The organism is Saccharopolyspora oryzae (assembly GCF_027853915.1).
GTDB classification, from domain to species: domain Bacteria; phylum Actinomycetota; class Actinomycetes; order Mycobacteriales; family Pseudonocardiaceae; genus Saccharopolyspora; species Saccharopolyspora oryzae.
Genome location: NZ_JAQGLA010000003.1, coordinates 1 through 21,535 on the forward strand (window position 1 = coordinate 1; position 21,535 = coordinate 21,535).

18 protein-coding genes and 2 riboswitches are annotated in these 21,535 nt (G+C 72.0%); of the genes, 9 read left to right on the plus strand and 9 right to left on the minus strand.

The annotated features are described in order from the left end of the window. The first annotated feature begins 252 nt into the window (after nt 1–252). Both OU415_RS02615 and OU415_RS02620 read left to right on the plus strand, forming a co-directional pair. The gene (locus OU415_RS02615; protein ID WP_270946880.1) at nt 253–1,998 is read left to right on the plus strand and encodes a cobalamin biosynthesis protein; all 1,746 of its coding nucleotides are present in this window, start codon (nt 253–255) and stop codon (nt 1,996–1,998) included. Between the two features lie 81 nt (nt 1,999–2,079). Then, the gene (locus tag OU415_RS02620) at nt 2,080–3,498 is read left to right on the plus strand and encodes a pyridoxal-dependent decarboxylase (RefSeq protein ID WP_270946881.1); all 1,419 of its coding nucleotides are present in this window, start codon (nt 2,080–2,082) and stop codon (nt 3,496–3,498) included. On the opposite strand, the gene OU415_RS02625 is transcribed toward OU415_RS02620, so the two are convergent. Beyond that, nucleotides 3,480–4,400, minus strand: coding sequence for a DMT family transporter (locus OU415_RS02625; RefSeq protein ID WP_270946882.1), 921 nt, complete (start codon nt 4,398–4,400; stop codon nt 3,480–3,482). The genes OU415_RS02620 and OU415_RS02625 overlap by 19 nt on opposite strands. Nucleotides 4,401–4,491: 91 nt before the next feature. Here OU415_RS02625 and OU415_RS02630 point away from each other — a divergent pair, with 91 nt between their 5' ends. Next, nucleotides 4,492–5,346, plus strand: coding sequence for a LysR substrate-binding domain-containing protein (locus OU415_RS02630; RefSeq protein ID WP_270946883.1), 855 nt, complete (start codon nt 4,492–4,494; stop codon nt 5,344–5,346). A 65-nt stretch (nt 5,347–5,411) separates the two neighbouring features. Here OU415_RS02630 and OU415_RS02635 read toward each other — a convergent pair whose 3' ends face one another. Further along, nucleotides 5,412–5,681, minus strand: coding sequence for a DUF1876 domain-containing protein (locus OU415_RS02635; RefSeq protein WP_270946885.1), 270 nt, complete (start codon nt 5,679–5,681; stop codon nt 5,412–5,414). 290 nt (nt 5,682–5,971) lie between these two features. Further along, a riboswitch (cobalamin riboswitch) is annotated at nt 5,972–6,097 on the plus strand. A gap of 77 nt (nt 6,098–6,174) precedes the next feature. Here OU415_RS02635 and OU415_RS02640 point away from each other — a divergent pair. Both OU415_RS02640 and cobA read left to right on the plus strand, forming a co-directional pair. Further along, the gene (locus OU415_RS02640; protein WP_270946886.1) at nt 6,175–7,227 is read left to right on the plus strand and encodes a HoxN/HupN/NixA family nickel/cobalt transporter; all 1,053 of its coding nucleotides are present in this window, start codon (nt 6,175–6,177) and stop codon (nt 7,225–7,227) included. Between the two features lie 136 nt (nt 7,228–7,363). Further along, the gene (cobA, locus tag OU415_RS02645; RefSeq protein ID WP_270946887.1) at nt 7,364–8,587 is read left to right on the plus strand and encodes a uroporphyrinogen-III C-methyltransferase; all 1,224 of its coding nucleotides are present in this window, start codon (nt 7,364–7,366) and stop codon (nt 8,585–8,587) included. Between the two features lie 97 nt (nt 8,588–8,684). Here cobA and OU415_RS02650 read toward each other — a convergent pair whose 3' ends face one another. The 4 genes from OU415_RS02650 to cobN form a co-directional block, all read right to left on the minus strand. Continuing rightward, nucleotides 8,685–9,164, minus strand: coding sequence for a pyridoxamine 5'-phosphate oxidase family protein (locus OU415_RS02650; protein WP_270946888.1), 480 nt, complete (start codon nt 9,162–9,164; stop codon nt 8,685–8,687). Next, entirely contained in the window at nt 9,164–9,646 is a 483-nt protein-coding gene (locus OU415_RS02655; protein WP_270946890.1) for an SRPBCC family protein, read from the minus strand. Before OU415_RS02655 ends, OU415_RS02650 begins: the two co-directional genes overlap by 1 nt. 3 nt (nt 9,647–9,649) lie before the next feature. Continuing rightward, nucleotides 9,650–9,970: an ArsR/SmtB family transcription factor gene (locus OU415_RS02660; RefSeq protein ID WP_270946891.1), complete on the minus strand. Its 321-nt coding sequence runs from the start codon at nt 9,968–9,970 to the stop codon at nt 9,650–9,652. A 177-nt stretch (nt 9,971–10,147) separates the two neighbouring features. After that, the gene (cobN, locus tag OU415_RS02665) at nt 10,148–13,759 is read right to left on the minus strand and encodes a cobaltochelatase subunit CobN (protein ID WP_270946892.1); all 3,612 of its coding nucleotides are present in this window, start codon (nt 13,757–13,759) and stop codon (nt 10,148–10,150) included. Between the two features lie 116 nt (nt 13,760–13,875). Continuing rightward, nucleotides 13,876–13,997, minus strand: a riboswitch (cobalamin riboswitch). A 133-nt stretch (nt 13,998–14,130) separates the two neighbouring features. Between cobN and OU415_RS02670 the strand changes: the two genes are divergently transcribed. From OU415_RS02670 to OU415_RS02680, 3 genes are read left to right on the plus strand one after another with little or no spacing between them, the layout of a single operon-like run. After that, on the plus strand, nt 14,131–15,345 hold the full coding sequence (locus OU415_RS02670; RefSeq protein WP_270946893.1) for a precorrin-3B synthase: 1,215 nt from the start codon (nt 14,131–14,133) through the stop codon (nt 15,343–15,345). Between the two features lie 26 nt (nt 15,346–15,371). Then, entirely contained in the window at nt 15,372–15,998 is a 627-nt protein-coding gene (locus OU415_RS02675; protein ID WP_270947108.1) for a precorrin-8X methylmutase, read from the plus strand. Next, nucleotides 15,995–17,515, plus strand: coding sequence for a precorrin-2 C(20)-methyltransferase (locus OU415_RS02680; protein ID WP_270946894.1), 1,521 nt, complete (start codon nt 15,995–15,997; stop codon nt 17,513–17,515). Before OU415_RS02675 ends, OU415_RS02680 begins: the two co-directional genes overlap by 4 nt. On the opposite strand, the gene OU415_RS02685 is transcribed toward OU415_RS02680, so the two are convergent. After that, a complete protein-coding gene (locus OU415_RS02685) occupies nt 17,503–18,252 on the minus strand; it encodes a cobalt-precorrin-6A reductase (protein ID WP_270946895.1) in 750 nt (249 codons plus the stop codon). The genes OU415_RS02680 and OU415_RS02685 overlap by 13 nt on opposite strands. Nucleotides 18,253–18,296: 44 nt before the next feature. On the opposite strand from OU415_RS02685, the gene OU415_RS02690 reads away from it, so the two are divergent. After that, complete coding sequence (locus tag OU415_RS02690; protein ID WP_270946896.1) at nt 18,297–19,388, plus strand: cobalt-precorrin-5B (C(1))-methyltransferase; 1,092 nt, start codon at nt 18,297–18,299, stop codon at nt 19,386–19,388. Nucleotides 19,389–19,545: 157 nt separating this feature from the next. On the opposite strand, the gene cobM is transcribed toward OU415_RS02690, so the two are convergent. Then, nucleotides 19,546–20,289, minus strand: a complete 744-nt coding sequence (cobM, locus tag OU415_RS02695) for a precorrin-4 C(11)-methyltransferase (RefSeq protein ID WP_270946897.1) — start codon at nt 20,287–20,289, stop codon at nt 19,546–19,548. After that, complete coding sequence (gene cbiE, locus OU415_RS02700) at nt 20,286–21,512, minus strand: precorrin-6y C5,15-methyltransferase (decarboxylating) subunit CbiE (RefSeq protein WP_270946898.1); 1,227 nt, start codon at nt 21,510–21,512, stop codon at nt 20,286–20,288. The genes cobM and cbiE overlap by 4 nt, the downstream gene beginning before the upstream one ends. Nucleotides 21,513–21,535 lie beyond the last annotated feature (23 nt).

Consider the following 21,535-nt stretch of genomic DNA (forward strand, 5'->3'; position numbering starts at 1 on the left):
GCTCGCCCTCCGCTCGGGTCTGGGTCTCGTGAGTGGCGATGGTCGTAAGAACCACCAGCGCCACTCACGAGACCCAGCCCCCACCGGAACCGCAGGTGCTCGTCGCCAGGGGGACCACAGTTTCAATTGAAACTGCGGTTCGTCGGGGTGCAGTTTCAATTGAAACTGTGGTTTTCCGTGCGCCCGGGGAGGGCGGAACCATGCGGGTGGGACCATGCGGGGGAGGGCTGTCGACCGGGTAGGGGAGTTGCAGTGATCGGTCTGTTCGCGGTGACCGCGGCGGGACGGCGGGCCGCCGCTGAGGTCGCCGGACGGCTGGGGCCGGACGCGGTCGTCGCCGACGGGCCGATCGGATCCGCCGTGCGCCGCCTGTGGGACCACCTCGACGCAGCGGTGTTCTTCCTGGCCAGCGACGCGACCGTGCGATTGGTCGCACCGCTGCTGCGGGACGAGCGCGCCGACCCGGGCGTCGTCTGCGTCGACGAGGAGAAGCGCTTCGCGATCGCCCTGACCGGCGGCCAGGCCGGCGGCGCCAACGCCCTCGCCGAGCAGGTCGCCGACGTGCTCGACTGCGATCCGGTGGTCACCACGGTCACCGGCGCCACCGGTGTCACCCCGCTCGACGAGCTCGTCGAACAGCTCGACGCCACTGTGGACGGTGACCTGGCGTCCTGCGGTGCGGCGCTGCTCGAGGACCTGCCGGTGCTCCTGGTCAACCCGCACGGCTTCCCGCTGCCCGCCCTGCCGCCCAACGTGTCGCCGGACGTCGAAACGCCGCTGTGGACGGTGGTGATCGACGACCGCCGCCCGACCGAGGAGGAGGAGCGGACGCTGCGGCTGATCCCGCGCACGCTGGTGGTCGGGGTCGGCTCGACCAGCGGGATCTCCCGCACCGCGGTGATCGAGACGATCGCCCGGCTGGACAGCGAGCACGGCTTGGACCCGCGCGCGATCCGGGCGATCGCCAGCGTGGACCTCAAGGCCGACGAGGACGGCATCCTGGAAGCGGTGCAGGACCTCGGGTTCTGGCACTCCGCGGACGGCGGCGACGAGCTGTCGCTGCTGACCTACCCGGCCGAGGTGCTGGCCGAGGTCGAGGTGCCCAACCCCAGCGAGGCGGTGGGTGCGGAGGCCGGTACGTCCAGCGTGGCGGAGGCGTCAGCGCTGCACGCGGCGGCCGAGCTCGGTTACGGCGCCCAGGTCGAGCTGGTCGCGCCCAAGATCAAGGGCAACGGCGTCACCGCGGCGGCCGCCCGGATCCGCCCCAGGGGGCGGCTTGCGCTCATCGGCATCGGCCCCGGCGCGGCGGACCTGCGCGTTCCGCGCGCCGACGCCGAGCTGCGCCGCGCATCGGTCGTGGTGGGCCTGGACCAGCACGTCGACCAGGTGCGGCACCTGCTGCGACCGGGCACCGAGGTGCGGTCCACCGGCCAGGGCGAGGAGGAGGCCCGCGCGACCGAGGCGGTCGAACTGGCCCGCGAGGGACGCGCAGTGGCGTTGATCGGCTCCGGCGACGCCGGGGTGTACGCGATGGCGAGCCCGGCCCTGGAGCAGGCCGACGTCGACATCGAGGTAGTCGGGGTCCCGGGCGTGACCGCGGTGCTGGCGGCATCGGCCCTGCTGGGCGCTCCGCTCGGCCACGACCACGTGCTGATCAGCCTGTCCGACCTGCGCACGCCGTGGGAGGTCATCGAGCGCCGCGTGCGAGCGGCGGCCGAGGGCGACCTGGTGGTCTGCCTCGGCAGCCCGCGCCCCGACCAGCTGGGCCGAGCGCTGGAGATCCTGGCGGAACACCGCCCGGCGACGACCCCGGTCGGCGCGGTTCAGCACGCGACCCGAACGGGCCAGCGAATCTGGTGCGCCCCGATCAGCGAGTTCGACCCGGCCGACGTGGACGCGCACACCACGGTGGTCGTGGGCTCCTCCCAGTCCACAGTGGTCGGCCACCGGATGGTCACCCCCCGCGGCTACCGCTGGATGGCCACCGAAACCCCCTGACCCGAACCCCGGCCGCCGGATCTCCCGCCAGCTCTGGTCTGGGGTGGTCCGCGGTGAGAGGGTGGCTGGGTGGTTGGGCACATGTCACCCGAGGAGTTCCGGGCTTTCGGCAGGCAGGTCGTTGATTGGGTCGCCGACTACTACGCCGGCGTCGAGTCGCATCCCGTTCGGTCGCAGGTGCGGCCCGGGGAGGTTCGGGCTCAGCTTCCCGCGCACCCTCCTGAGCAGGGCGAACCGTTCGAGGAGGTGCTCCGCGATCTCGACGCCGTGCTGGTTCCCGGTGTGACGCACTGGCAGCACCCCAACTTCTTCGCCTACTTCCCGGCCAACGCCAGCGGGCCCGCCATCCTCGGCGACCTGCTCTCCAGCGGGCTCGGCGTGCAGGGCATGGTGTGGGCGACCAGTCCGGCCTGCACCGAGCTGGAGACCGTCGTGGTCGACTGGATGGCCGAGCTGCTCGGGCTGCCCGAGCACTTCCGGACCGATGCGGTCGGTGGCGGCGTCATCCAGGACTCGGCGTCGAGCGCCGCGCTGGTGGCGTGCCTGGCCGCGTTGCAGCGGGTCAGCGGTGGTGCCGTCGCGAGCAAGGGCATCACCCGGCGCCACACCCTCTACGTCTCCGAGCACACCCACTCGTCCTTGGCGCGGGCCGCGCGGATGGTCGGCATCGGCGCGGACAACGTCCGGATCGTCGACGTCGACCCGGACACCCTGGGCATGGACCCCGCGCACCTGGACGCCCTGATCGCCGAGGACCTCGCCGCCGGGGCCGTGCCGACCCTGGTGTGCGCGACCATCGGCACCACCTCGACCACCGCGATCGACCCGGTCCGCGCCGTCGGCGAGGTGTGCCGGGCGCGCGGCGTCTGGCTGCACGTCGACGCGGCTTACGCGGGCGTGGCCGCGGTGTGCCCGGAGCTGCGCTGGATCAACGACGGGGTCGCCGAGTTCGCCGACTCCTACTGCACCAACGCGCACAAGTGGTTGCTGACCAACTTCGACTGCAGCCTGCTGTGGATGGCCGACCGGGCGCCGATGATCGATGCGCTGTCGATCCTGCCGGAATACCTGCGCAACCCGGCCACGGCGTCCGGCGAGGTGATCGACTACCGCGACTGGCAGGTGCCGCTGGGGCGCCGGTTCCGGGCGTTGAAGCTGTGGTCGGTGCTGCGCTGGTACGGGGCCGAGGGGTTGCGCGAGCACATCCGCACCACCGTGGGACTCGCGCAGGAGTTCGCCGGGTGGGTGCGCGAGGACCCGCGGTTCGAGCTGTTGGAGCCGCATCCGTTCGGGCTGGTCTGCTTCCGGCCGCTGCTCCCGGAGCAGGACGACGAGCGCGTCTACCAGCTCATGGAGTCGCTGAACGAATCCGGTGAGCTGTACCTGACGCACACCAAAGTGGACGGTCGCACGGTGCTGCGGTTCGCGGTCGGCTCGCCGCAGACCGAGCGGCGGCACGTGCAGGCGGCGTGGAAGCGCATTCAGGAATCGATGGGCTGACGTACCCGGCGTTCGCGCGGGCGCACCGGGGCTGCTCGGTCCGGGCGGGTGCCGAGCACGCAGGACGCGGCGCCGAGCGCGATGCCGAGCGCTGTCGCGATCGTCGGGGTTTCGCCGAGCAGGGGCCAGGCCAGCAGCGCGGCGACCGGTGGCACGGCGCTGAACAGGGCGCTCGCCCGGCTCGCCCCGCCGACGCCGACCGCTCGCAGGTAGCACGAGATGCCGATGACGGATCCCGCCAGCACCAGCCACGCCAGCACCGCAGCGGCCTGCACCCAGTGCGTGACGTGTCCGTTCTCGAAGAGCGCGAGCACGCCGACCGCGGCAGCCGCAGCGGCGGACTGCACCGCTCCGCCGGCTCGCGGATCGATCGGCCCGCAGAACCGCTGCTGGTAGAGACCGCCGGCGGAGAAGCCCAGGAGTCCGACCAGGGTGAGCAGGATGCCCGGGTTCAACGTGCCTTCGGCGAGCACCTGGCCGCCGAGGGTGACGACCACGGCGAGCACGCCGACGACGAGTCCCGCCAGGCGGACCCGGCTCAGCCGCTCGCGCAGCAGCACGGCCGCCAGCGCTGCGGTGAGGACCGGGTTCATGGCGATCACCAGCGCGGTCACCGACGCCGGAACGCCGACGCTCATCCCGCCGTAGCAGCCGCCGAACTGCGCCCCGTAGGTGAGGATTCCGGACGCGGCCGCGTGCCCCAGCTGCCTGCCGCGCGGCCAGTCGGCGTGGGATGCGGTCGCGATCACCGCGAGCAGCGCGGCGGCCATCGCCAGGCGCACGGTGGTCAGCAGGAACGGGGGAGCGGCGGCGACGCCCAGCTTCCCGGTGGGGAATCCGCTGGCCCAGATGAACACGATCGGCGCTGCCAGCGACAGCGGGATCGAGCGCGCGGTCTTCATGATCCCAGGTTCGCCGCCGTCCCCCAGCCGCGTCCAACGACGATAAGCAATCGCGATCGATTGCGGACGCTTATCAGTTATTCTCGGAAGCATGAGCGCTGTGCTGGACGTCGTCGCGCTGCGGAGCCTGGTCGCGGTGGCCGACTGCGGCGGATTCCACCGGGCCGCCGCCGCGTTGTCGCTGACGCAGTCCGCGGTCAGCCAGCACGTGCGCAAGCTGGAGCGGGTGGTCGACCGGAAGCTGGTCAGCAGGGAAGGGCGGCAGGCGAGGTTCACGTCGTCCGGGGAGCTGCTGCTGGCCGAAGCGCGGCGCATCCTCGACGTGCACGACTCGGCGCTGCGCCGCCTCGGTGCTGAAGAGCCGCACACGCTCGTCTTCGGCTCCACCGAGCACGCCGCCGACCGGCTGCTCCCGGAGCTGGCCACCCGGCTCCGCGCGGCCTTCCCGGAGTGGGAGGTGCGGTTCCGGCTCGACCGGACGGCCCGGCTGGCGGACGCGGTCGACCGCGGCAGCATCGACATCGCGCTGCTGATCGACTACGCCAACAGCGGCCACGACCGCGAAGCCGGGCAGTTCCGCTTGGAGTGGTACGCCGCCCCGGACTGGGAACCGCCCGCGGCCGGCGAACCGCTGCCGATGGTCGTCTTCGACGAGCCGTGCATCACGCGGCGGCTCGCGGTCCGAGCGGTGACCGACACCGGTCAGCAGCCGGATCTGGTGTGCGAGGCCGCCGATCTGGCCGGGGTGCTCGCGGCCGTGCGCTCCGGACTGGGGGTGGCGCTGCTGCCGTCGGCGAAGCCGCGCCTGGAAGGGCTCGTCGTGCGCGACGACCTGCCGCGCCTCGGACCTGCTCCGCTGCGCGTCCGGGTTCGCCAGGGGTTGGGCGAGGACGTCGTGGACCTGGCTGCGAAAGCGGTCGGCGAAGCCCTCGCCGTGCACTCGTGAGGGTCGGCGATCTCACGCGAGAACGGCGCTCCGCGCGGGGTTCTCGCGTGAAATCGCCGTCGGTGTCAGGCTGGTAGGTGCACGCGGCGGTGGAGGCGTTCTCCGATGTCCTTGGCCGCGTTGTCCAGCAGTTTGTGCGCCAGTTCGAACAGGGCGCGGGCGATCGCGATCTCGTCGCCGATCTGCGGTACCTCCGGGTCGTCCGGGTGGCGTCGCGCGGTTCCGTGGCCGTGCAGCGCCTGACCGGCCGGAGTGGTGAACCCGACGTCGGCGGTGGTCTTCGACCCCGCCTCCACGACCTGCAGGTTCAACGTGATCGTGTGCGTCTCGTTCATGGTGGCCTCCTGGTCCCCGTCGGCCCGCTGGTGCAGGCCGTTTCAGGTCGCCGTAACCCCCAGCATGCGCGCGCTCCCGGGCCGGCGAAAGGCCGATGTTCATCCGTTCGGAGTAGTCGTGGACCACAGTTTCAATTGAAACTGCGGAAACCCGGTGATCGCATCCGCGGTACCGCCACGCACGGTAGGTCTGGAAAAACCTCACTTGAAACTGCGGCATTCCGGTGATCGCGGTCACCGGGGTTTGACCCGGGGGTGGTGATCGCGGAAGGATTCCGCCGCCGACAGTGCAGGAACCCGGTGCGAATCCGGGACGGTCCCGCCACTGTGACCGGGGAGCGGCCCCCGCTCGAGGCCACGGCTGCCACGCAGCTGGAAGGCCGGGGTGCCGCGTCGATCCGGGAGTCAGGAGACTGCGCGCCGGCCCCGCGTCGCACCGCGGCGCGCGGACACCGAGCCCCTCGGGCGGGAAACCCAGGAGGTCGGAGAACCCATGCACGGGGAATCCGGAACGGAACAGCAGCGCGCCGGTTGGGGCGCGGCGGAGCGGCGCAAAGCGGCGGTCGTGCTGGCCGCGGTAGGGGTGTTGCACCTGGTGGGCTGGGGTGCCTACCTGCTGCACCACGACAACTTCGGCATGGCGGGCGGGCTCGCCGCAGCGGGCACCACGGCGTACCTGCTCGGCCTGCGCCACGGCTTCGACGCCGACCACGTCGCGGTGATCGACGACGCCACGCGGCTGCTGATGCAACGCGGACGGCGTCCGGTCTCGACCGGCATGTGGTTCGCGCTCGGGCACGCCAGCGTCGTGCTCTTTCTCGCGTTCGCGGTCGCGTTCATCGCCGGGCCCGCCGCGCAGGAGTGGGCGGAGCAGGCCGGGGTGCAGGTCTCGACGGTCGTGGACCTGATCGTGATCGCGGTGCTGACCGCGCTGGCCGTGCTCAACGCGCTGGTCCTGCGCGACGCGGTGCGCCTGCTGCGCCGGGCGCGGCGCGGTGACGTCGACGAGGCCGAGGTCGAGATGGTGCTCGGTCGGCGCGGGTTGCTCGCGCGGCTGCTGCGCGGGCGGACGCGCACCATCGCCCGCTCCTGGCACCTGTTCGGGATCGGGCTGCTGTTCGGCCTCGGCATGCAGACCGCGACCGAGATCACCGTGCTCGCCATGGTCACGCCGGGGCAGCTTTCGCCGATCGCGGTGCTGAGCCTGCCGCTGCTGTTCGCCGCGGGGATGTGCACTGTGGACAGCGTGGACGGCATGCTGATGTCCCGCGCCTACACCTGGTCGCTGGCCCAGCCGCTGCGGCGGCTGTGGGTGAACGTGACCACCACCGCGTTGACCGTGGTGCTGGCGGCGGTCGTCGCGCTGGTCGTGCTCGCCGGGGTGCTCGACGAGCTCGGCGTGCCGAACACCACGCCGATCGCGGCGATCAGCGACCACTTCGAGCTGCTCGGCTATCTGACGCTGGCCGTTTTCATGGCAGTATGGGGCGGCGCCGCGCTCTGGTGGAGCCTGTCCTCCCACCGCGATCGGGCGGAGCGCGCGTGACCGACGTCCACGGGTTGGTTCGGGGTGGCGCCGAGCGGCCGGACCGGTGATCGTGAGCCACGACGAAGTGGCCAACCGCCCCTGTGAGCACGAATCCCCGGCGATGGCGTCGGGCGAGCACGACTGGACTACGGACATGACCAAGCACCTTGAGCACCACTACTTCGCCGGCCTGGACCTCACCGGGAAGCGGGTGGTCGTCGTCGGCGCGGGCACCGTCGCGCAGCGCCGGGTTCCGCGCCTGATCAACGCCGGTGCGCGGGTCGAGGTCATCGCGCCGGAGGCGACTCCCGCCGTTGAAGCGATGGCCGAGGCGGGCGAGCTGATCTGGCACCAGCGCCCTTACGCGACTGGTGATCTCGACGGCGCTTGGTACGTCGTGGCGTGCGCGACCGGAACCGAGGTGAACGCGGCGGTCGCGGCCGAGGCCGAGCAGAACCGGATCTTCTGCGTGCGCGCCGACGACGCCTCGCAGGGCACGGCAGTGACACCGGCGGTGGCGCAGCACGGCGGGCTGCTGCTCGGCGTGCTGTCCGGCGGCGAGCACCGGCGTTCGGCCGCCGTTCGCGACGCGCTCGTCGAGGCGTTGCGGACCGGCGTGGTCGACGAGCGCTCCGAGCCGCCGTCGCCGGGGGTGGCCCTGGTCGGTGGCGGGCCGGGCGATCCGGACCTGATCACGGTGCGCGGGCGTCAGCTGCTGGGGCGCGCGGACGTGGTGATCACCGACCGGCTGGCGCCGCGCGAGCTGCTCGAGGAGCTCGGTCCGCACGTGGAAGTGGTCGACGCTTCGAAGATCCCGTACGGGCGGGCGGCGAACCAGGACGTGATCAACTCGCTGCTGATCGAGCACGCCAAGGCCGGGAAGTTCGTGGTGCGGCTCAAGGGCGGCGACCCCTACCTGTTCGGGCGCGGCTTCGAGGAGCTGCTGGCGTGCGTCGAGGCCGGTGTCGCGGTGACGGCGGTTCCCGGGATCACCAGTGCTTTCGCGGCTCCGTCCGCGGCGGACGTGCCGGTGACGCACCGCGGTGTCGCGCACGAGGTCGTGGTCGTGTCCGGACACGTCGGACCGCACGACGAGCAGTCCCTTGTGGACTGGCCGTCGCTGGGACGGCTGCGCGGGACCATCGTGCTGATGATGGGCGTCAAGCGGATCGCGGAGTTCGCGGCGGTTCTGGTGGAGCACGGCCGCGACCCGAAGACCCCGGTCGCGGTGGTGCAGGAAGGCACCACGCGCAACCAGAAGACGCTCCGCACGACGCTGGGCGAGGCCGCCGAGGCGATCCGCGAAGCCGAGATCAAGCCGCCGGCGACCATCGTGATCGGCCCAGTCGCCGACCTGGCCCCCGAATCGCGCCGGTAGTTCTCGCTCGTCGACTGCCGCGTGTTCGACGGCTCGGCGCGAGCCTTCGCTTCTCCGCCGTTCCGGTGCCGGTGCCTGGGAGTGGATCGCCTTGCGGTCAGACCAGCCACTGGCCGGACTGCATCAGGGTCCTGCCGCTGAGCTCGGCGAAGGAGCGCCACGCTTGCAGGCGAGTCGGGGTGAGCTGGAGGTAGACGAATCCGGGTGTGTGCCGCGGGTCAGGACCGCCGCGCAGCAGTGCGGCGAACGGGTCGGCGATGGCCGGATCGATCGCGTCGGGCTCGATGATCTCCATCGTGCCGTCGATCATGACCACGTCGTAGTGCTGGCCGATGGCTGCCCGTGCTCGTGCGGTGGCGGCCACGTTGGTCACCGTGCGGCTGTTCGCGGAGGTCGCGAAGGTGAGCACCTCGCCGTCGTGGTGGAACAGGAGCGGGACGAGGTGCGGGCCGTCGGCATCGCCCGTGGCCAGCCACGCGGTGGTTTCCGAGCGCATCAGTTCGAGCGCATCGCTCTTGCGTTGCAGGGGTTCCCGGGGTGGTGGCATCGCGTCGCTGGTAGTGCCCGATGCCGCCATCAGCGGTCCCCGGGCAGCAGCTGGGCGTAGCGAGCGAGGTACATCGGCCAGCCGCCCTCGCCTCCCACGCCATCGCTGACGGCTTGCCAGCCAGGTCCGTGGCGATCGAGCTTGCGGTGTTCGAGTTCCACGCGCGTGCGCTGCGCAGCTTCGGCGATGAAGCGGACCTCGACCTCGCTCGTGCGCTCGTGGTCGGGTTCGATCTGCCATCGGGGGCTGATGTCCCAGCTGAAGACGACGCGGTGCGGGGGCTCGTAGGCGAGTATTCGGGCCCAGCGGCACTCGCTGCCGTCGGCCCCGCGGTCGAAGATGTGGCCGCCGACGTGGGGTTCGAACACCGTCTCGGTGATCTCGGCCTGGAGCAGGTTGTGCTCGGGTGGCTTGAAGTCGCCGAACCGCTCGGTGAAGACGGTGAAAGCTCGTTCGATCGGGGCGTTCACGACGACTTCCTTGCGGACCACCGTGCTCGCTGCCTCGGACATCGCTCAATCTCCTTCGGGCTGTTCGACGGCGTCCTCGTAGGCGGCCAGCGCACGGCTCCAGAAGGCGTCGAGCTGATCGCGCAACGCGCCCACGGCTGTCGGGTCGAGTTGGTAGATGCGCTTCGTGCCGGCGGGGCGGTCGGTGACCAGCCCTGCGCCTTTGAGGGCCTTGAGGTGCTGGGAGACCGCTGGTCGGCTGATCGGCAGCCCATCGGCGAGTTCGCGGACCGACTGCGGCCGCTCGGCCAGGCACTCGATGATCGCGCGCCGACTCGGATCCCCGAACGCGTTCCACGCGGCATCCGAGATTCGGTAAGTGTCCACGAACCGTAAGCGTAGACTTACGGAACAGCGGCGGCAACACCGGAGGACGCAGAATCGACTGGAGCCGGAGCTTCCTCGTGCGCGGACAGCCGTTCGGCAACTTCCGGGAGGCAGGAGCGTGGAGGGGAAAGCTCGCGCGCTGCACGACGCCCTGAGGTGTCGTGCAGCGCGCGGGATTCAGCGCTGGGGGCCGTCTTCCAGGTCGCCCTCGGCCTGCAGGTAGACCTCTTGGAGGGCCTGCAGGGTGTCCGGGTTCGGTTCCTGCCACATCTCCCGGTTGGCCGCTTCCAGCAGCCGCTCGGTGATGCCGTGCAGCGCCCACGGGTTGGACTCGCTGAGGAACTGCTGGTTCTGCTCGTCCAGCACGTAGGTCTCGGCGAGCTTCTCGTACATCCAGTCCGCCACGACACCGGTCGTCGCGTCGTAGCCGAACAAGTAGTCCACAGTGGCCGCGAGCTCGAAAGCGCCCTTGTAGCCGTGCCGGCGCATCGCGGCCAGCCAGCGGGGGTTCACCACGCGGGCCCGGAAGACCCGCGAGGTCTCCTCGGTCAGCGACCGGGTGCGGATCGAGTCCGGGCGGGTGCTGTCGCCGATGTAGGCCGCCGGTGCCTTGCCGGTCAGCGCGCGCACCGTGGCGATCATGCCGCCGTGGTACTGGAAGTAGTCGTCGGAGTCGGCGATGTCGTGCTCGCGGGTGTCGGTGTTCTTCGCCGCCACCGAGATCCGCTTGTACGCGCTCTCCATGTCGACGCGCGCCGGTTCGCCGTCCAGCTCGCGCCCGTAGGCGAAACCGCCCCACACCGCGTACACCTCGGCCAGGTCGGCGTCGTCGCGCCAGTTCCGGCTGTCGATGAGCGGCAGGATCCCGGCGCCGTACGCGCCCGGTTTGGAGCCGAAGATCCGCATGGTGGCGCGGCGTTCGTCGCCGTGCTCGGCGAGATCGGCCTGCGCGTGCTCGCGCACGAAGTTCTGCTCGGCCGGCTCGTCGAGGGCCGCGACCAGGCGCACCGCGTCGTCGAGCAGGGCGACCACGTGCGGGAAGGCGTCCCGGAAGAACCCGCTGATCCGGACCGTGACGTCGATGCGCGGGCGGCCCAGCTCCTCGAGCGGGATCACCTCCAGCCCGTTGACGCGGCGCGACGCCTCGTCCCAGGTCGGCCGGACGCCGAGCAGCGCCAGCACCTCGGCGATGTCGTCGCCGGAGGTGCGCATCGCGCTGGTGCCCCACACCGACAGGCCGACCGAGCGCGGCCACTCGCCGGTGTCGGCGCGGTAGCGGTCGAGCAGGGATTCCGCGATGGCCCAACCGGTTTCCCACGCGAGCCGACTCGGCACCGCCTTGGGGTCGACCGAGTAGAAGTTGCGTCCGGTGGGCAGCACGTTGACCAGTCCGCGCAGCGGCGATCCGCTGGGGCCCGCGGGCACGTAGCCGCCTTCGAGGGCGTGCAGCGTCGCGGTCATCTCGTCGGTCGTCGCCGCGAGCCGCGGCACCACCTCGTTCGCGGCGAACTCCAGCACCTGCACGACGGCGTCGTTGGTCTCGCCGAGGACCTCGCGGCAAACCTCGGCTGCCGCAGCGGTTTTCCAGCCGCGGTCCTCCATGCCCTGGACCAGGGCGTGCGCGCGGGTTTCGACGTCGTCGACGTGCTCGCGCGCCTCGCTGCCGTCCTCGGAGAGCCCGAGCGCTTCGCGCAGACCGGGCAGCGCGGCGCTCTGCCCGCTCCACATCTGGCGGGCCCGCAGCATCGCGAGCACGAGGTTGACCCGGGCTTCGCCGGTCGGGGCGTCGCCGAGCACGTGCAGGCCGTCGCGGATCTGGGCGTCCTTGACCTCGCACAGCCAGCCGTCGACGTGCAGCAGCATGTCGTCGAACTCGGCGTCGTGCGGCCGTTCGTCCAGCCCCAGGTCGTGGTCGAGCTTGGCGGCCTGCATCAGCGTCCAGATCTGGCTGCGGATCGCGGGCAGCTTCGCCGGGTCCATCGCGGAGATGTTGGCGTGCTCGTCGAGCAGCTGCTCCAGCCGCGCGATGTCGCCGTAGCTCTCCGCGCGCGCCATCGGCGGCACCAGGTGGTCGACGAGGGTGGCGTGCACGCGGCGCTTGGCCTGCGTGCCCTCGCCGGGGTCGTTGACCAGGAACGGGTAGATCAGCGGCAGGTCGGCCAGCGCCGCGTCGGGGGAGCAGGAGGCGGACATGCCCGCGGTCTTGCCGGGCAGCCACTCGAGGTTGCCGTGCTTGCCCAGGTGCACCATCGCGTGCGCGCCGAACTCGTCGATCAGCCAGCGGTAGGCGGCCAGGTAGTGGTGGCTCGGCGGCAGGTCCGGGTCGTGGTAGATCGCGATCGGGTTCTCCCCGAAACCGCGCGGCGGCTGCACCATGAGCACGACGTTGCCCGCGCGGACGGCGGCGAGCACGATCTCGCCGTCCGGGTCCTGGGACCGGTCGACGAACAGCTCGCCGGGCGGCGCTCCCCAGTGCTGCTCGATCTCGCCGCGCAGGTCCTCGGGCAGCGTCGCGAACCACTCCGCGTACCGGCGCGCGGGGATGCGGACCGGGTTGCCGCTCAACTGCTCCTCGGACAGCCAGTCGCGGTCCTGGCCGCCAGCGGCGATCAGCGCGTGGATCAGCGCATCGCCGTCCTGCTCGGCGACGCCCGGCAGCGCGTCGGGACCGTCGGCCGGGCCGATGTCGTAGCCCTGGTCGCGCAGCTCCCGCAGCAGGCGGACCGCGCTGACCGGGGTGTCCAGCCCGACCGCGTTGCCGATCCGGGAGTGCTTGGTGGGGTAGGCCGACAGCATCAGCGCCAGCCGCTTGTCCTGCGGCGGGATGTGCCGCAGCGCGGCGTGGCGGACCGCGATGCCCGCGACGCGGGCCGCGCGCTCGGGATCGGCGACGTAGACCGGCAGGCCTTCGGCGTCGTTCTCCTTGAACGAGAACGGAACCGTGATCAGGCGGCCGTCGAACTCGGGCACCGCCACCTGGGTGGCCATGTCCAGCGGGGACAGGCCTTCGTCGTTGTCCTCCCACGCGGCGCGGCTGCTGGTCAGGCACAGGCCTTGCAGGATCGGGATGTCGAGTTCGGCGAGCGCGCCGACGTCCCACGCCTCGTCGTCACCACCGGCCGAAGCGGTGGCGGGCTTGGTGCCCCCGGCGGCGAGCACGGTGACGACCAGCGCGTCCGCCTTGCCAAGCTGTTCCAGCAGTTCCGGGTCGGGTGCGCGCAGCGAGGCGCAGAACAGCGGCAGGGCTTGACCGCCTGCGTCCTCGATCGCCTCGCACAGCGCGTGGGCGAACGCGGTGTTGCCCGCCATGTGGTGCGCTCGGTAGTAGAGCACCGCGACGGTCGGGCCTTCGGTGCGCTGCGGGGTCCGCTCGAGCACGCCCCAGGAGGGCGTTTCGGCAGGCGGTTCGAAGCCGTGGCCGGTGAGCAGGACCGTGTCGGAGAGGAATCGGTGCAGCTGGGCGAGGTTGTCCGGGCCGCCGTGGGCGAGGTAGCGGTGCGCTTCGGCGCACACCCCGGCCGGCACCGTCGAGCACTCCATCAGCTCGGCGTCCGGGGCCTGCTCGCCGCCGAGCACGACCACCGGGCGCGGTCCCGCCAGCAGCGCGTCCAGGCCTTCTTCCCAGGCCCGGCGGCCGCCGAGCAGCCGCACCACGACCAGCTCGACGTCCTCCAGCAGCGGCGGCAGGTCGTCCACGCCCAGCCGGGCGGGGTTGCCGAGCCGGTAGTCCGCGTCGGCGGCGCGGGCGCTGAGCAGGTCTGTGTCCGAAGTGGACAGAAGCAGGATCATGCGGGGCGCTCCTCGGCTCGGCGAACGGCGACGCTGGGCCAGGGCGCGCTTGCGCGGCGCATGACGGCACCTCTCTCGGGGTTCCTCGCCCCGGTCGGCAGGTCCAGCGGCGACCGGAGTCTCCTGGCTCCCGGATCAGCGCTCGCTCCGCCTTCCCGTCCTGTTAGGACAGTGGCATCGTGGAGTTCGCTCCCCGGTGACAGTGGCGGGACCGCGCCGGATTCGCACCGGCTTCCTCCGCACATCGCCGCATGATGCTGCGGACCACTTTCCGCAACGGGGTGATCCTACGTCAAGGTTCGCGAGCATGACGCGCGTCGCACCGCGTTTGGTTTGCGTCCGCAACTACCCGGGTCCGTAGTATCTGCCGCGTGGTGCGAAGAGCTGAACGGGATGCGTGTCCTGGCGCGTTGCGGGTGCACGAGGCCGCCGACGGCGGACTGGCCCGGATCCGCGTCCCCGGCGGCGCGCTGAGCCCGTCCCAGGTTCGCGCGCTGGCCGAGGTCGCGGCGTTGGGGGACGGCGGGCTGGAGCTGACCTCGCGGGCGAACCTGCAGGTCCGCGGCCTGCCGGCCGGAGCGGCGCAGGAGCTCGCCGCGCGGTTGCGCGAAGCGGGGTTGCTGCCGTCGGACACCCACGAGCGGGTCCGCAACATCATCGGTTCGCCCTCGGCGGAGGGGCGCGAGCTGGTGGACGTGCGAGCGGTGGCGGCCGAACTCGACGCGGCGCTCTGCGCGACCCCGGAGCTGGCCGAACTGCCCGGACGTTTCCTGTTCGCGGTCGACGACGGCAGCGGCGACGTCAGCTCGCTCGGCGCCGACGTCGCGCTGCGAGCGGTGTCCGCGGACACCGTTGCGCTGCTGCTCGCCGGGGTGGATTCCGGTGTTCGAACGACCCCGCGGCGAGCCGCTGGAGCCGCCATCGCAGCCGCCGAAGCGTTCCTCGCGGAGAAGGCGGCGCAGGGCTGTTCGGCATGGCGATTGGCCGAACTCGACGGCGGGGCGCGACGGATCGCTGAACGGCTGGGCGCCGAGGTCGCACCAGCCGAGCCGACGCCCCCGGCGCCGACCACGCATGCGCAGGTCGGGCGCGTGATTCGGCGCGACGGAACGGTTTCCGTCGTGGCGGGCGCACCACTGGGCCGTCTGGCGCGGGACCAGGTGGATATCATCACCGCCGCATCCGACGCCGCGGGCGAACTGCGCCTGACGCCTTGGCGGACCGCGGTCCTGCCCGGCATGCGACCGGGCGAAGCCGGTCGGTGGGCGTCGGAACTCGGGGCGCGCGGCCTGCTCACCGACCCCGCTTCGGCCGGGGTCGGGGTGACCACGTGCGCTGGTCGGCCCGGGTGCGCGAAGGCGCTGGCCGACGTCCGGGAAGACGCCCGGCGAGGGGCCTCGCTCGGTGACCTGCCGGTGCACTGGTCGGGGTGCGAGCGGCGCTGCGGCCGTCCGCCGGGACGCGTCGTGGAAGTGCTGGCCACCGGAACCGGCTACGAGGTCGGACTCGACGGGGCGACGTGGACTTCCGAAGCCGATGTCGACCAGGTATCCGCCGCGCTCGGCGCGGCACGGAGGAAAGTGTGAACGAGAACAGCTCCCGCTACCGCGGGGTGCCCGAATACGTCCGGGAAGGCGCGGAGATCTACCGCCGCTCCTTCGCCACGATCCGCTCGGAAGCCCGGCTGGACGGCTTGCCGCCGGACGTGGCCGGCGTCGCGGTGCGGATGATCCACGCCTGCGGCATGGTCGACCTGGTCGAGGACATCGCGTTCTCGCCGGACGTGGTGGCCGACGCGCGTGCGGCGCTGCGCGGAGGTGCGCCGATCCTGTGCGACGCCGCGATGGTGGCCGCGGGCGTGACCCGGCGGCGCCTGCCGGCCGACAACCCGGTGATCTGCACGCTGTCCGACGAGCGGGTTCCGGACCTGGCCCGCGAGCTGGGCACGACCCGCAGCGCGGCGGCCCTGGAGCTGTGGCGCGATCAGCTGGGCGGATCCGTGGTCGCGATCGGCAACGCGCCGACCGCGCTGTTCCGGCTGCTGGAGATGATCGAGGACGGTGCCGACGCGCCCGCCGCGGTGCTGGGCCTGCCGGTCGGGTTCATCGGCGCGGCGGAATCCAAGGACGCGCTGGCAGCGCACCCGAGCGGTCTGGAGCACCTGGTGGTGCGCGGCCGCCGGGGCGGCAGCGCCATGGCGGTGGCCGCCATCAACGCGATCGCGAGCGAGGAAGAGTGAGCAGCAACGGCAAGGGCACGCTCTACGGCGTGGGCCTCGGTCCCGGCGACCCGGAACTGGTGACGGTCAAGGCCGCCCGGCTGATCGAGCAGGCCGAGGTGATCGCCTACCACAGCGCTCGCCACGGCCGGAGCGTCGCGCGGTCGATCGCCGAACCGTACCTGCGGGCAGGCCAGGTCGAAGAAGCGCTGGTCTACCCGGTGACCACGGAGACCACCGACCACCCGGGCGGCTACCAGGGCGCCATCGACGAGTTCTACGCCGACTGCGCGGACCGGCTCGCCGCGCACCTCGACGCCGGGCGGGACGTGGTCCTGCTCGCCGAGGGCGACCCGCTCTTCTACGGCTCCTACATGCACATGCACAAGCGGCTTTCGGGTCGCTTCCGCGCCGAGGTGATCCCGGGCATCACCTCCATCAGCGGTGCCTCGGCGACCCTGGGCCGGCCGCTGGCCGAACGCGACGAGACCTTCGCGGTCCTGCCGGGCACCCTCCCGCCGGACGTCCTCGCCGAGCGGCTCGCCCGGACCGACGCTGCGGCGGTCCTCAAGCTGGGCCGCACCTTCGAAGGCGTCCGGGAGGCGTTCGAGAAGGCGGGCCGCCTGGACGAGGCGTGGTACGTCGAGCGCGCGACCACGGATCGCCAGCGCTACCAACGCCTGGCCGACGTCGACCCCGAAACGGTCCCGTACTTCTCGCTGGCGCTGCTCCCCGGCCCGGCGAACAGCGGTGTTCCGGTTACGCGGGAAACCGTCACGGATGCCGAAACCGCAGGTCAGGGCGAGGTCGTCGTGGTGGGGCTCGGACCGGGTGGGCGCGAGTGGGTGACGCCGGAGGTTCAGGCGGCGCTCGCCGAGGCCGACGAGCTGGTCGGGTACGCGCCGTACCTCGCGCGCGTTCCGGACAATCCTCGCCAGCGCAAGCACGCGTCCGACAACCGCGTCGAGTCGGAGCGGGCGGAGTTCGCGCTGGAGCTGGCTCGGCGCGGGTCGAAGGTCGCGGTGGTCTCGTCCGGGGATCCGGGCGTGTTCGCCATGGCCAGCGCGGTGCTGGAGGTCGCGGCGGAGCGCGCGGACGTGCCCGTGCGGGTGATGCCCGGGATGACCGCGGCGCAGGCCGTGGCCAGCCGCGTCGGCGCACCGCTGGGGCACGACTTCTGCGTGCTGTCGCTGTCCGACCGGCTCAAGCCGTGGGAGGTGATCGTCGAGCGCCTGCGCGCCGCCGCGGCGGCCGACCTGGTGATGGCGATCTACAACCCCGCGTCGCGCAGCCGGACCTGGCAGGTCGCGGCCGCGCGGGACGCGGTCCTCGAGCACCGCTCGCCGGACGTGCCGGTGGTCATCGGGCGGGACATCGGTGGCGCGGAGGAGAGCATCAAGGTGGTGCGCCTCGCCGACCTCGATCAGTCCGATGTGGACATGCGGTGCCTGCTGCTGATCGGCTCGTCGACCACGCGGATCGCCAGCGGTGCCAACGGCGAGGACGTCGTGTTCACCCCGAGGCGCTACCCGGCGTGACCGCGCAGCACCTCGTCGAGCCAGGCCACGGCCTGCTCGACCGTCCCGGCCGACGGCGCGTCGGGCCGGGGCGGTCGCTGCACCATCACCACCGGCAGCCCGAGCTCGCGGGCCGCGACGAGCTTCGCGCTCGTCATCGAACCGCCGCTGTTCTTGCTGACCAGCGCATCGATGCGGTGCTCCCGCAGCAGCGCGAGCTCGTCGTCGACGGTGAAGGGCCCGCGCGCGAGCAGCACGGTCGTGCGCGGGGGCAGCGGTGGTTCGGGCGGATCGACGGTGCGCACCAGGAACCGGAGGTCGAGCTCGGCGAAGTGGGCCAGCCCCTGCCTGCCGGTGGTCAGGAAGATCCGTTCGCCCAGCTCCGGCAGCAGCGCGGCGGCCGCGGTCATCGAGGGCACCGATCGCCAGTCGTCACCGGCCTCCGGCTGCCAGGCGGGGCGGCGCAAGACCAGCAGTGGGCAGCCCGCGCTCCGGGCCGCCGCCACGGCGTTGCCGGTCATCGTCCGGGCGAACGGGTGGGTGGCGTCGATGACCGCGCTGACCTGCTCGTTCCGGATCCAGTCGGCCAGCCCGTCCGGACCGCCGAACCCGCCCACCCGCACCTCGCCGGGCGGGAGCTGCGGCTCGCGGACCCGGCCGGCCAGGGAGGATGTGACGTGCAGACCGGACCGCTCGACGAGCCGTTCGGCGAGCTTCCGGGCGTCGCCGGTGCCGCCGAGGATGAGCACGCGGGTCATCCGACCCACCCCGTTGCGAACCGCATGAGGAGCATTCTCCCGGTATGAGTGGACGAACGGAGGGATCGGGCCTCCGGTACGGCTGGACGACCGGCGCCTGCGCCACGGCGTCCACGGCCGCCGCCTACACGGCCCTGCTGACCGGGGATTTTCCGGATCCGGTGGAGATCCTGCTGCCGAAGGGGCACCGCCCGGCCTTCGCGCTCGCCCGGGAACGGCTGGGCGACGGGTTCGCGACGGCAGGAGTGGTCAAGGACGCCGGCGACGATCCCGACGTGACCCACGGCGCGCTCGTGTCGGTGACGGTCCGGCACGCGGAACCGGGCGCGGGCGTCGTCTTCCGCGCTGGTCAGGGCGTCGGAACCATCACCAAGCCGGGGCTGCCGCTGCCGGTCGGCGAACCGGCGATCAACCCCGTGCCGCGGCAGCTGATGAGAGAGGTCGTCGCGCGCGTGGCCGCGGAGCACGGCGGCAGCGGGGACGTCGTCGTCGAGGTGTCCGTCGACGGAGGCGAGGAACTGGCCCGGCGCACCTGGAACCCGCGGTTGGGCATCCTCGGCGGGCTGTCCATCCTGGGCACGACGGGCGTTGTCGTGCCGTACTCGTGCTCGGCGTGGATCGACAGCATCCGCCGCGGGGTCGACGTGGCGCGCGCGGCAGGCCTCGAGCACGTCGCCGGATGCACCGGCAGCACTTCGGAGAAGGTCGCCACCCAGCTCTACGACCTGCCCGACGAGGCGCTGCTGGACATGGGCGACTTCGCCGGTGCGGTGCTGAAGTACCTGCGGCGGCACCCGGTTCCGCGCCTCACCGTCGCCGGTGGCATCGGCAAGATCTCCAAGCTCGCCGACGGCCACCTGGACCTGCACTCCAAGCGCTCCCAGGTCAACTTCGCCCTGCTCGCCGAAATCGTCCGGGACGCGGGCGGCACCGCGGACCTGACCACCAGGATCACCGGCGCCAACACGGCCCTCGAAGCCCTCCAGCTCTGCACCGAGGCGAACCTCCCGCTCGGCGACCTCATCGCCGCCCGGGCCCGCGACTTCTGCCTCGAAACCCTCCGAGGAGCCCCGATCTCCGTGGACGTAGTTGTCATCGACAGAGCCGGAACCATCGTCGGCCGAGCCGGGGCCTAGCCCGGCGCGCTCCGACCCCGACGCAAATTCAATGGAAATCGGATGTTCGATTTCCATTGAATTTGCGGGAAGTCGTCCACAGGTCGGTGTGTCGTGCACCGACACACCGGCGGGTCGCAACATCGGTTGAACCGATGCGTGCGTGCTGCGCGACGGGTCAGTCCCGGCAGCGGTTCGGGGAGTAGAGGTGGCTGTCGGGGAACTCCGAGGCCGTCAGGACTTCGCCGACCACGACGACGGCGGTCCGGGTGATGCCCGCTGCTCGGACGTGCCCGGCGATGTCGGAAAGCGTTGCCCGGAGCACGATTTCGTCCGGTCGGCTCGCGTTCGCCACCACGGCGACCGGACAATCCGCACCGTAGTTGGGCATGAGTTCTTCGACGAGCTCCTCGATGCGGTTGACCGCGAGGTGCAGCACCATCGTCGCCCGGCTCTGGCCGAGCGTGGCCAGGTCCTCGTGCTCCGGCATCGGCGTCGCGCGGGCCGAAGTCCGGGTCAGCACCACGGTCTGCCCGACCCCGGGCACGGTGAACTCCCGGTTCAGCGCGGCCGCCGCAGCAGCGAACGCAGGCACGCCCGGCACGACCTCGTACGGGATGCCGGCGGCGTCGAGGCGGCGCATCTGCTCGGCGACGGCGCTGAACACCGACGGATCCCCGGAGTGCAGGCGCGCCACGTCGAGTCCGGCCTCGTGCGCGGCCGACATCTCGGCGAGGATGTCGTCCAAGGTCAGCTTGGCCGTGTCCACCAGCTTGGCGTCGGCGGGGCAGTGCTCCAGCAGTTCGTCCGGCACCAGGCTGCCCGCGTACAGGCACACCGGCGACGACGCGATCACATCGCGGCCCCGCACGGTGATCAGGTCCGCAGCACCGGGACCGGCACCCACGAAACGAACTGTCATCGCTTGCTCACCACCCACTGAGTCACCGGCATCGAGGGCCGCCAGCCGGTGAACCCGCCGATCGGCGCCGCCCGCTCCACCGAGATCCGGACCAGTTCACCGCCGACGCGGCGGTACCAGTCGGCCACCAACGCCTCCAATTCCAACGTGACCGCGTTGACCACCAGGCGTCCGCCCGGACGCAACGCGGCCCAGCACGCCTCCAGAACGCCTGGTGCGGTTCCGCCGCCGCCGACGAAGATCGCGTCGGGTTCGTCCAGGCCGTCCAGCGCGCGCGGCACAGCTCCGGTCACCACCTGGAGCCCGGGAACGCCCAGCGCTGCCGCGTTCGCGGTGATGCGCTGCGCCCGGTCGTCGCGGTGCTCGACGGCGACCGCGCGGCAGGACGGATCACTGCGCATCCACTCGATCGCGATGCTACCGGCGCCCGCACCGACGTCCCACAACAGCTGGCCCGGGGTCGGAGCCAGCCGCGCGAGCGTGACCGCCCGGACCTCGAGCTTGGTGATCTGCCCGTCGTGCTCGAACGCGTCGTCCGGAAGTCCGGGCGTGGTAGGCAGAACCCGCGCATCGGGAGCCGGTCGGCACTCGATCGCGATCACGTTCAGCGGACCCACCGACGATTCTTCCCAGCCATCAGCGGTGGAAGTGATCCGCTGCTCGTCCTCGCCGCCGAGATCGGACAGCACGGTCATGCTGCTCGGCCCGTACCCGCGCTCGCGCAGCAGCGCCGCGACGTCGTGCGGGGTGCTGCCGTCGGAGCTGAGGACCAGCAGCCGGTTTCCCGGCTGGACGCGGGGGTGCAGCAGTTCCACCGGCCTGCCGACCAGGCTCACGACCGCGGTCTCCTGCACCGGCCAGCCTATCCGCGCGCACGCCAGCGACAGCGACGACGGGTGCGCGACGATCCGAACCCGGTCCGGGCCCAGCAGCTTCACCAGGGTCGCGCCGATTCCGTAGAACATCGGATCGCCGCTGGCCAGCACGCAGATCGACCGGTCGGCGTGCTCGGCGAGCAGGCCGGGCAGCGCCGGCAGCAGCGGGCTGGGCCAAACCACCCGCCGACCGGCCGCTCCGGGGACCAGGCCGAGCTGGCGCGAACTGCCGAACAGCACCTCGGCGGAGTCCACAATGGACCGCGCGGTCGGGGACAGGCCCGCCGCGCCGTCCGCTCCGATGCCGACGACGTGGACCAGCTCCGGCTTCTCCTGCTGAACGTTCACCGCACCACCTCACCACGTCGTGG

What these genes read in the sequence shown, in the direction of transcription:
- OU415_RS02685 (WP_270946895.1), bottom strand. Translation starts at nt 18,252, where the DNA reads ATGACCCGCGTGCTCATCCTCGGCGGCACCGGCGACGCCCGGAAGCTC.
- OU415_RS02625 (WP_270946882.1), bottom strand. Translation starts at nt 4,400, where the DNA reads ATGAAGACCGCGCGCTCGATCCCGCTGTCGCTGGCAGCGCCGATCGTG.
- cobN (WP_270946892.1), bottom strand. Translation starts at nt 13,759, where the DNA reads ATGATCCTGCTTCTGTCCACTTCGGACACAGACCTGCTCAGCGCCCGC.
- OU415_RS02635 (WP_270946885.1), bottom strand. Translation starts at nt 5,681, where the DNA reads ATGAACGAGACGCACACGATCACGTTGAACCTGCAGGTCGTGGAGGCG.
- cobM (WP_270946897.1), bottom strand. Translation starts at nt 20,289, where the DNA reads ATGACAGTTCGTTTCGTGGGTGCCGGTCCCGGTGCTGCGGACCTGATC.
- OU415_RS02630 (WP_270946883.1), top strand. Translation starts at nt 4,492, where the DNA reads ATGAGCGCTGTGCTGGACGTCGTCGCGCTGCGGAGCCTGGTCGCGGTG.
- OU415_RS02620 (WP_270946881.1), top strand. Translation starts at nt 2,080, where the DNA reads ATGTCACCCGAGGAGTTCCGGGCTTTCGGCAGGCAGGTCGTTGATTGG.
- OU415_RS02690 (WP_270946896.1), top strand. Translation starts at nt 18,297, where the DNA reads ATGAGTGGACGAACGGAGGGATCGGGCCTCCGGTACGGCTGGACGACC.
- cobA (WP_270946887.1), top strand. Translation starts at nt 7,364, where the DNA reads ATGACCAAGCACCTTGAGCACCACTACTTCGCCGGCCTGGACCTCACC.
- OU415_RS02655 (WP_270946890.1), bottom strand. Translation starts at nt 9,646, where the DNA reads ATGTCCGAGGCAGCGAGCACGGTGGTCCGCAAGGAAGTCGTCGTGAAC.
- OU415_RS02640 (WP_270946886.1), top strand. Translation starts at nt 6,175, where the DNA reads ATGCACGGGGAATCCGGAACGGAACAGCAGCGCGCCGGTTGGGGCGCG.
- OU415_RS02650 (WP_270946888.1), bottom strand. Translation starts at nt 9,164, where the DNA reads ATGGCGGCATCGGGCACTACCAGCGACGCGATGCCACCACCCCGGGAA.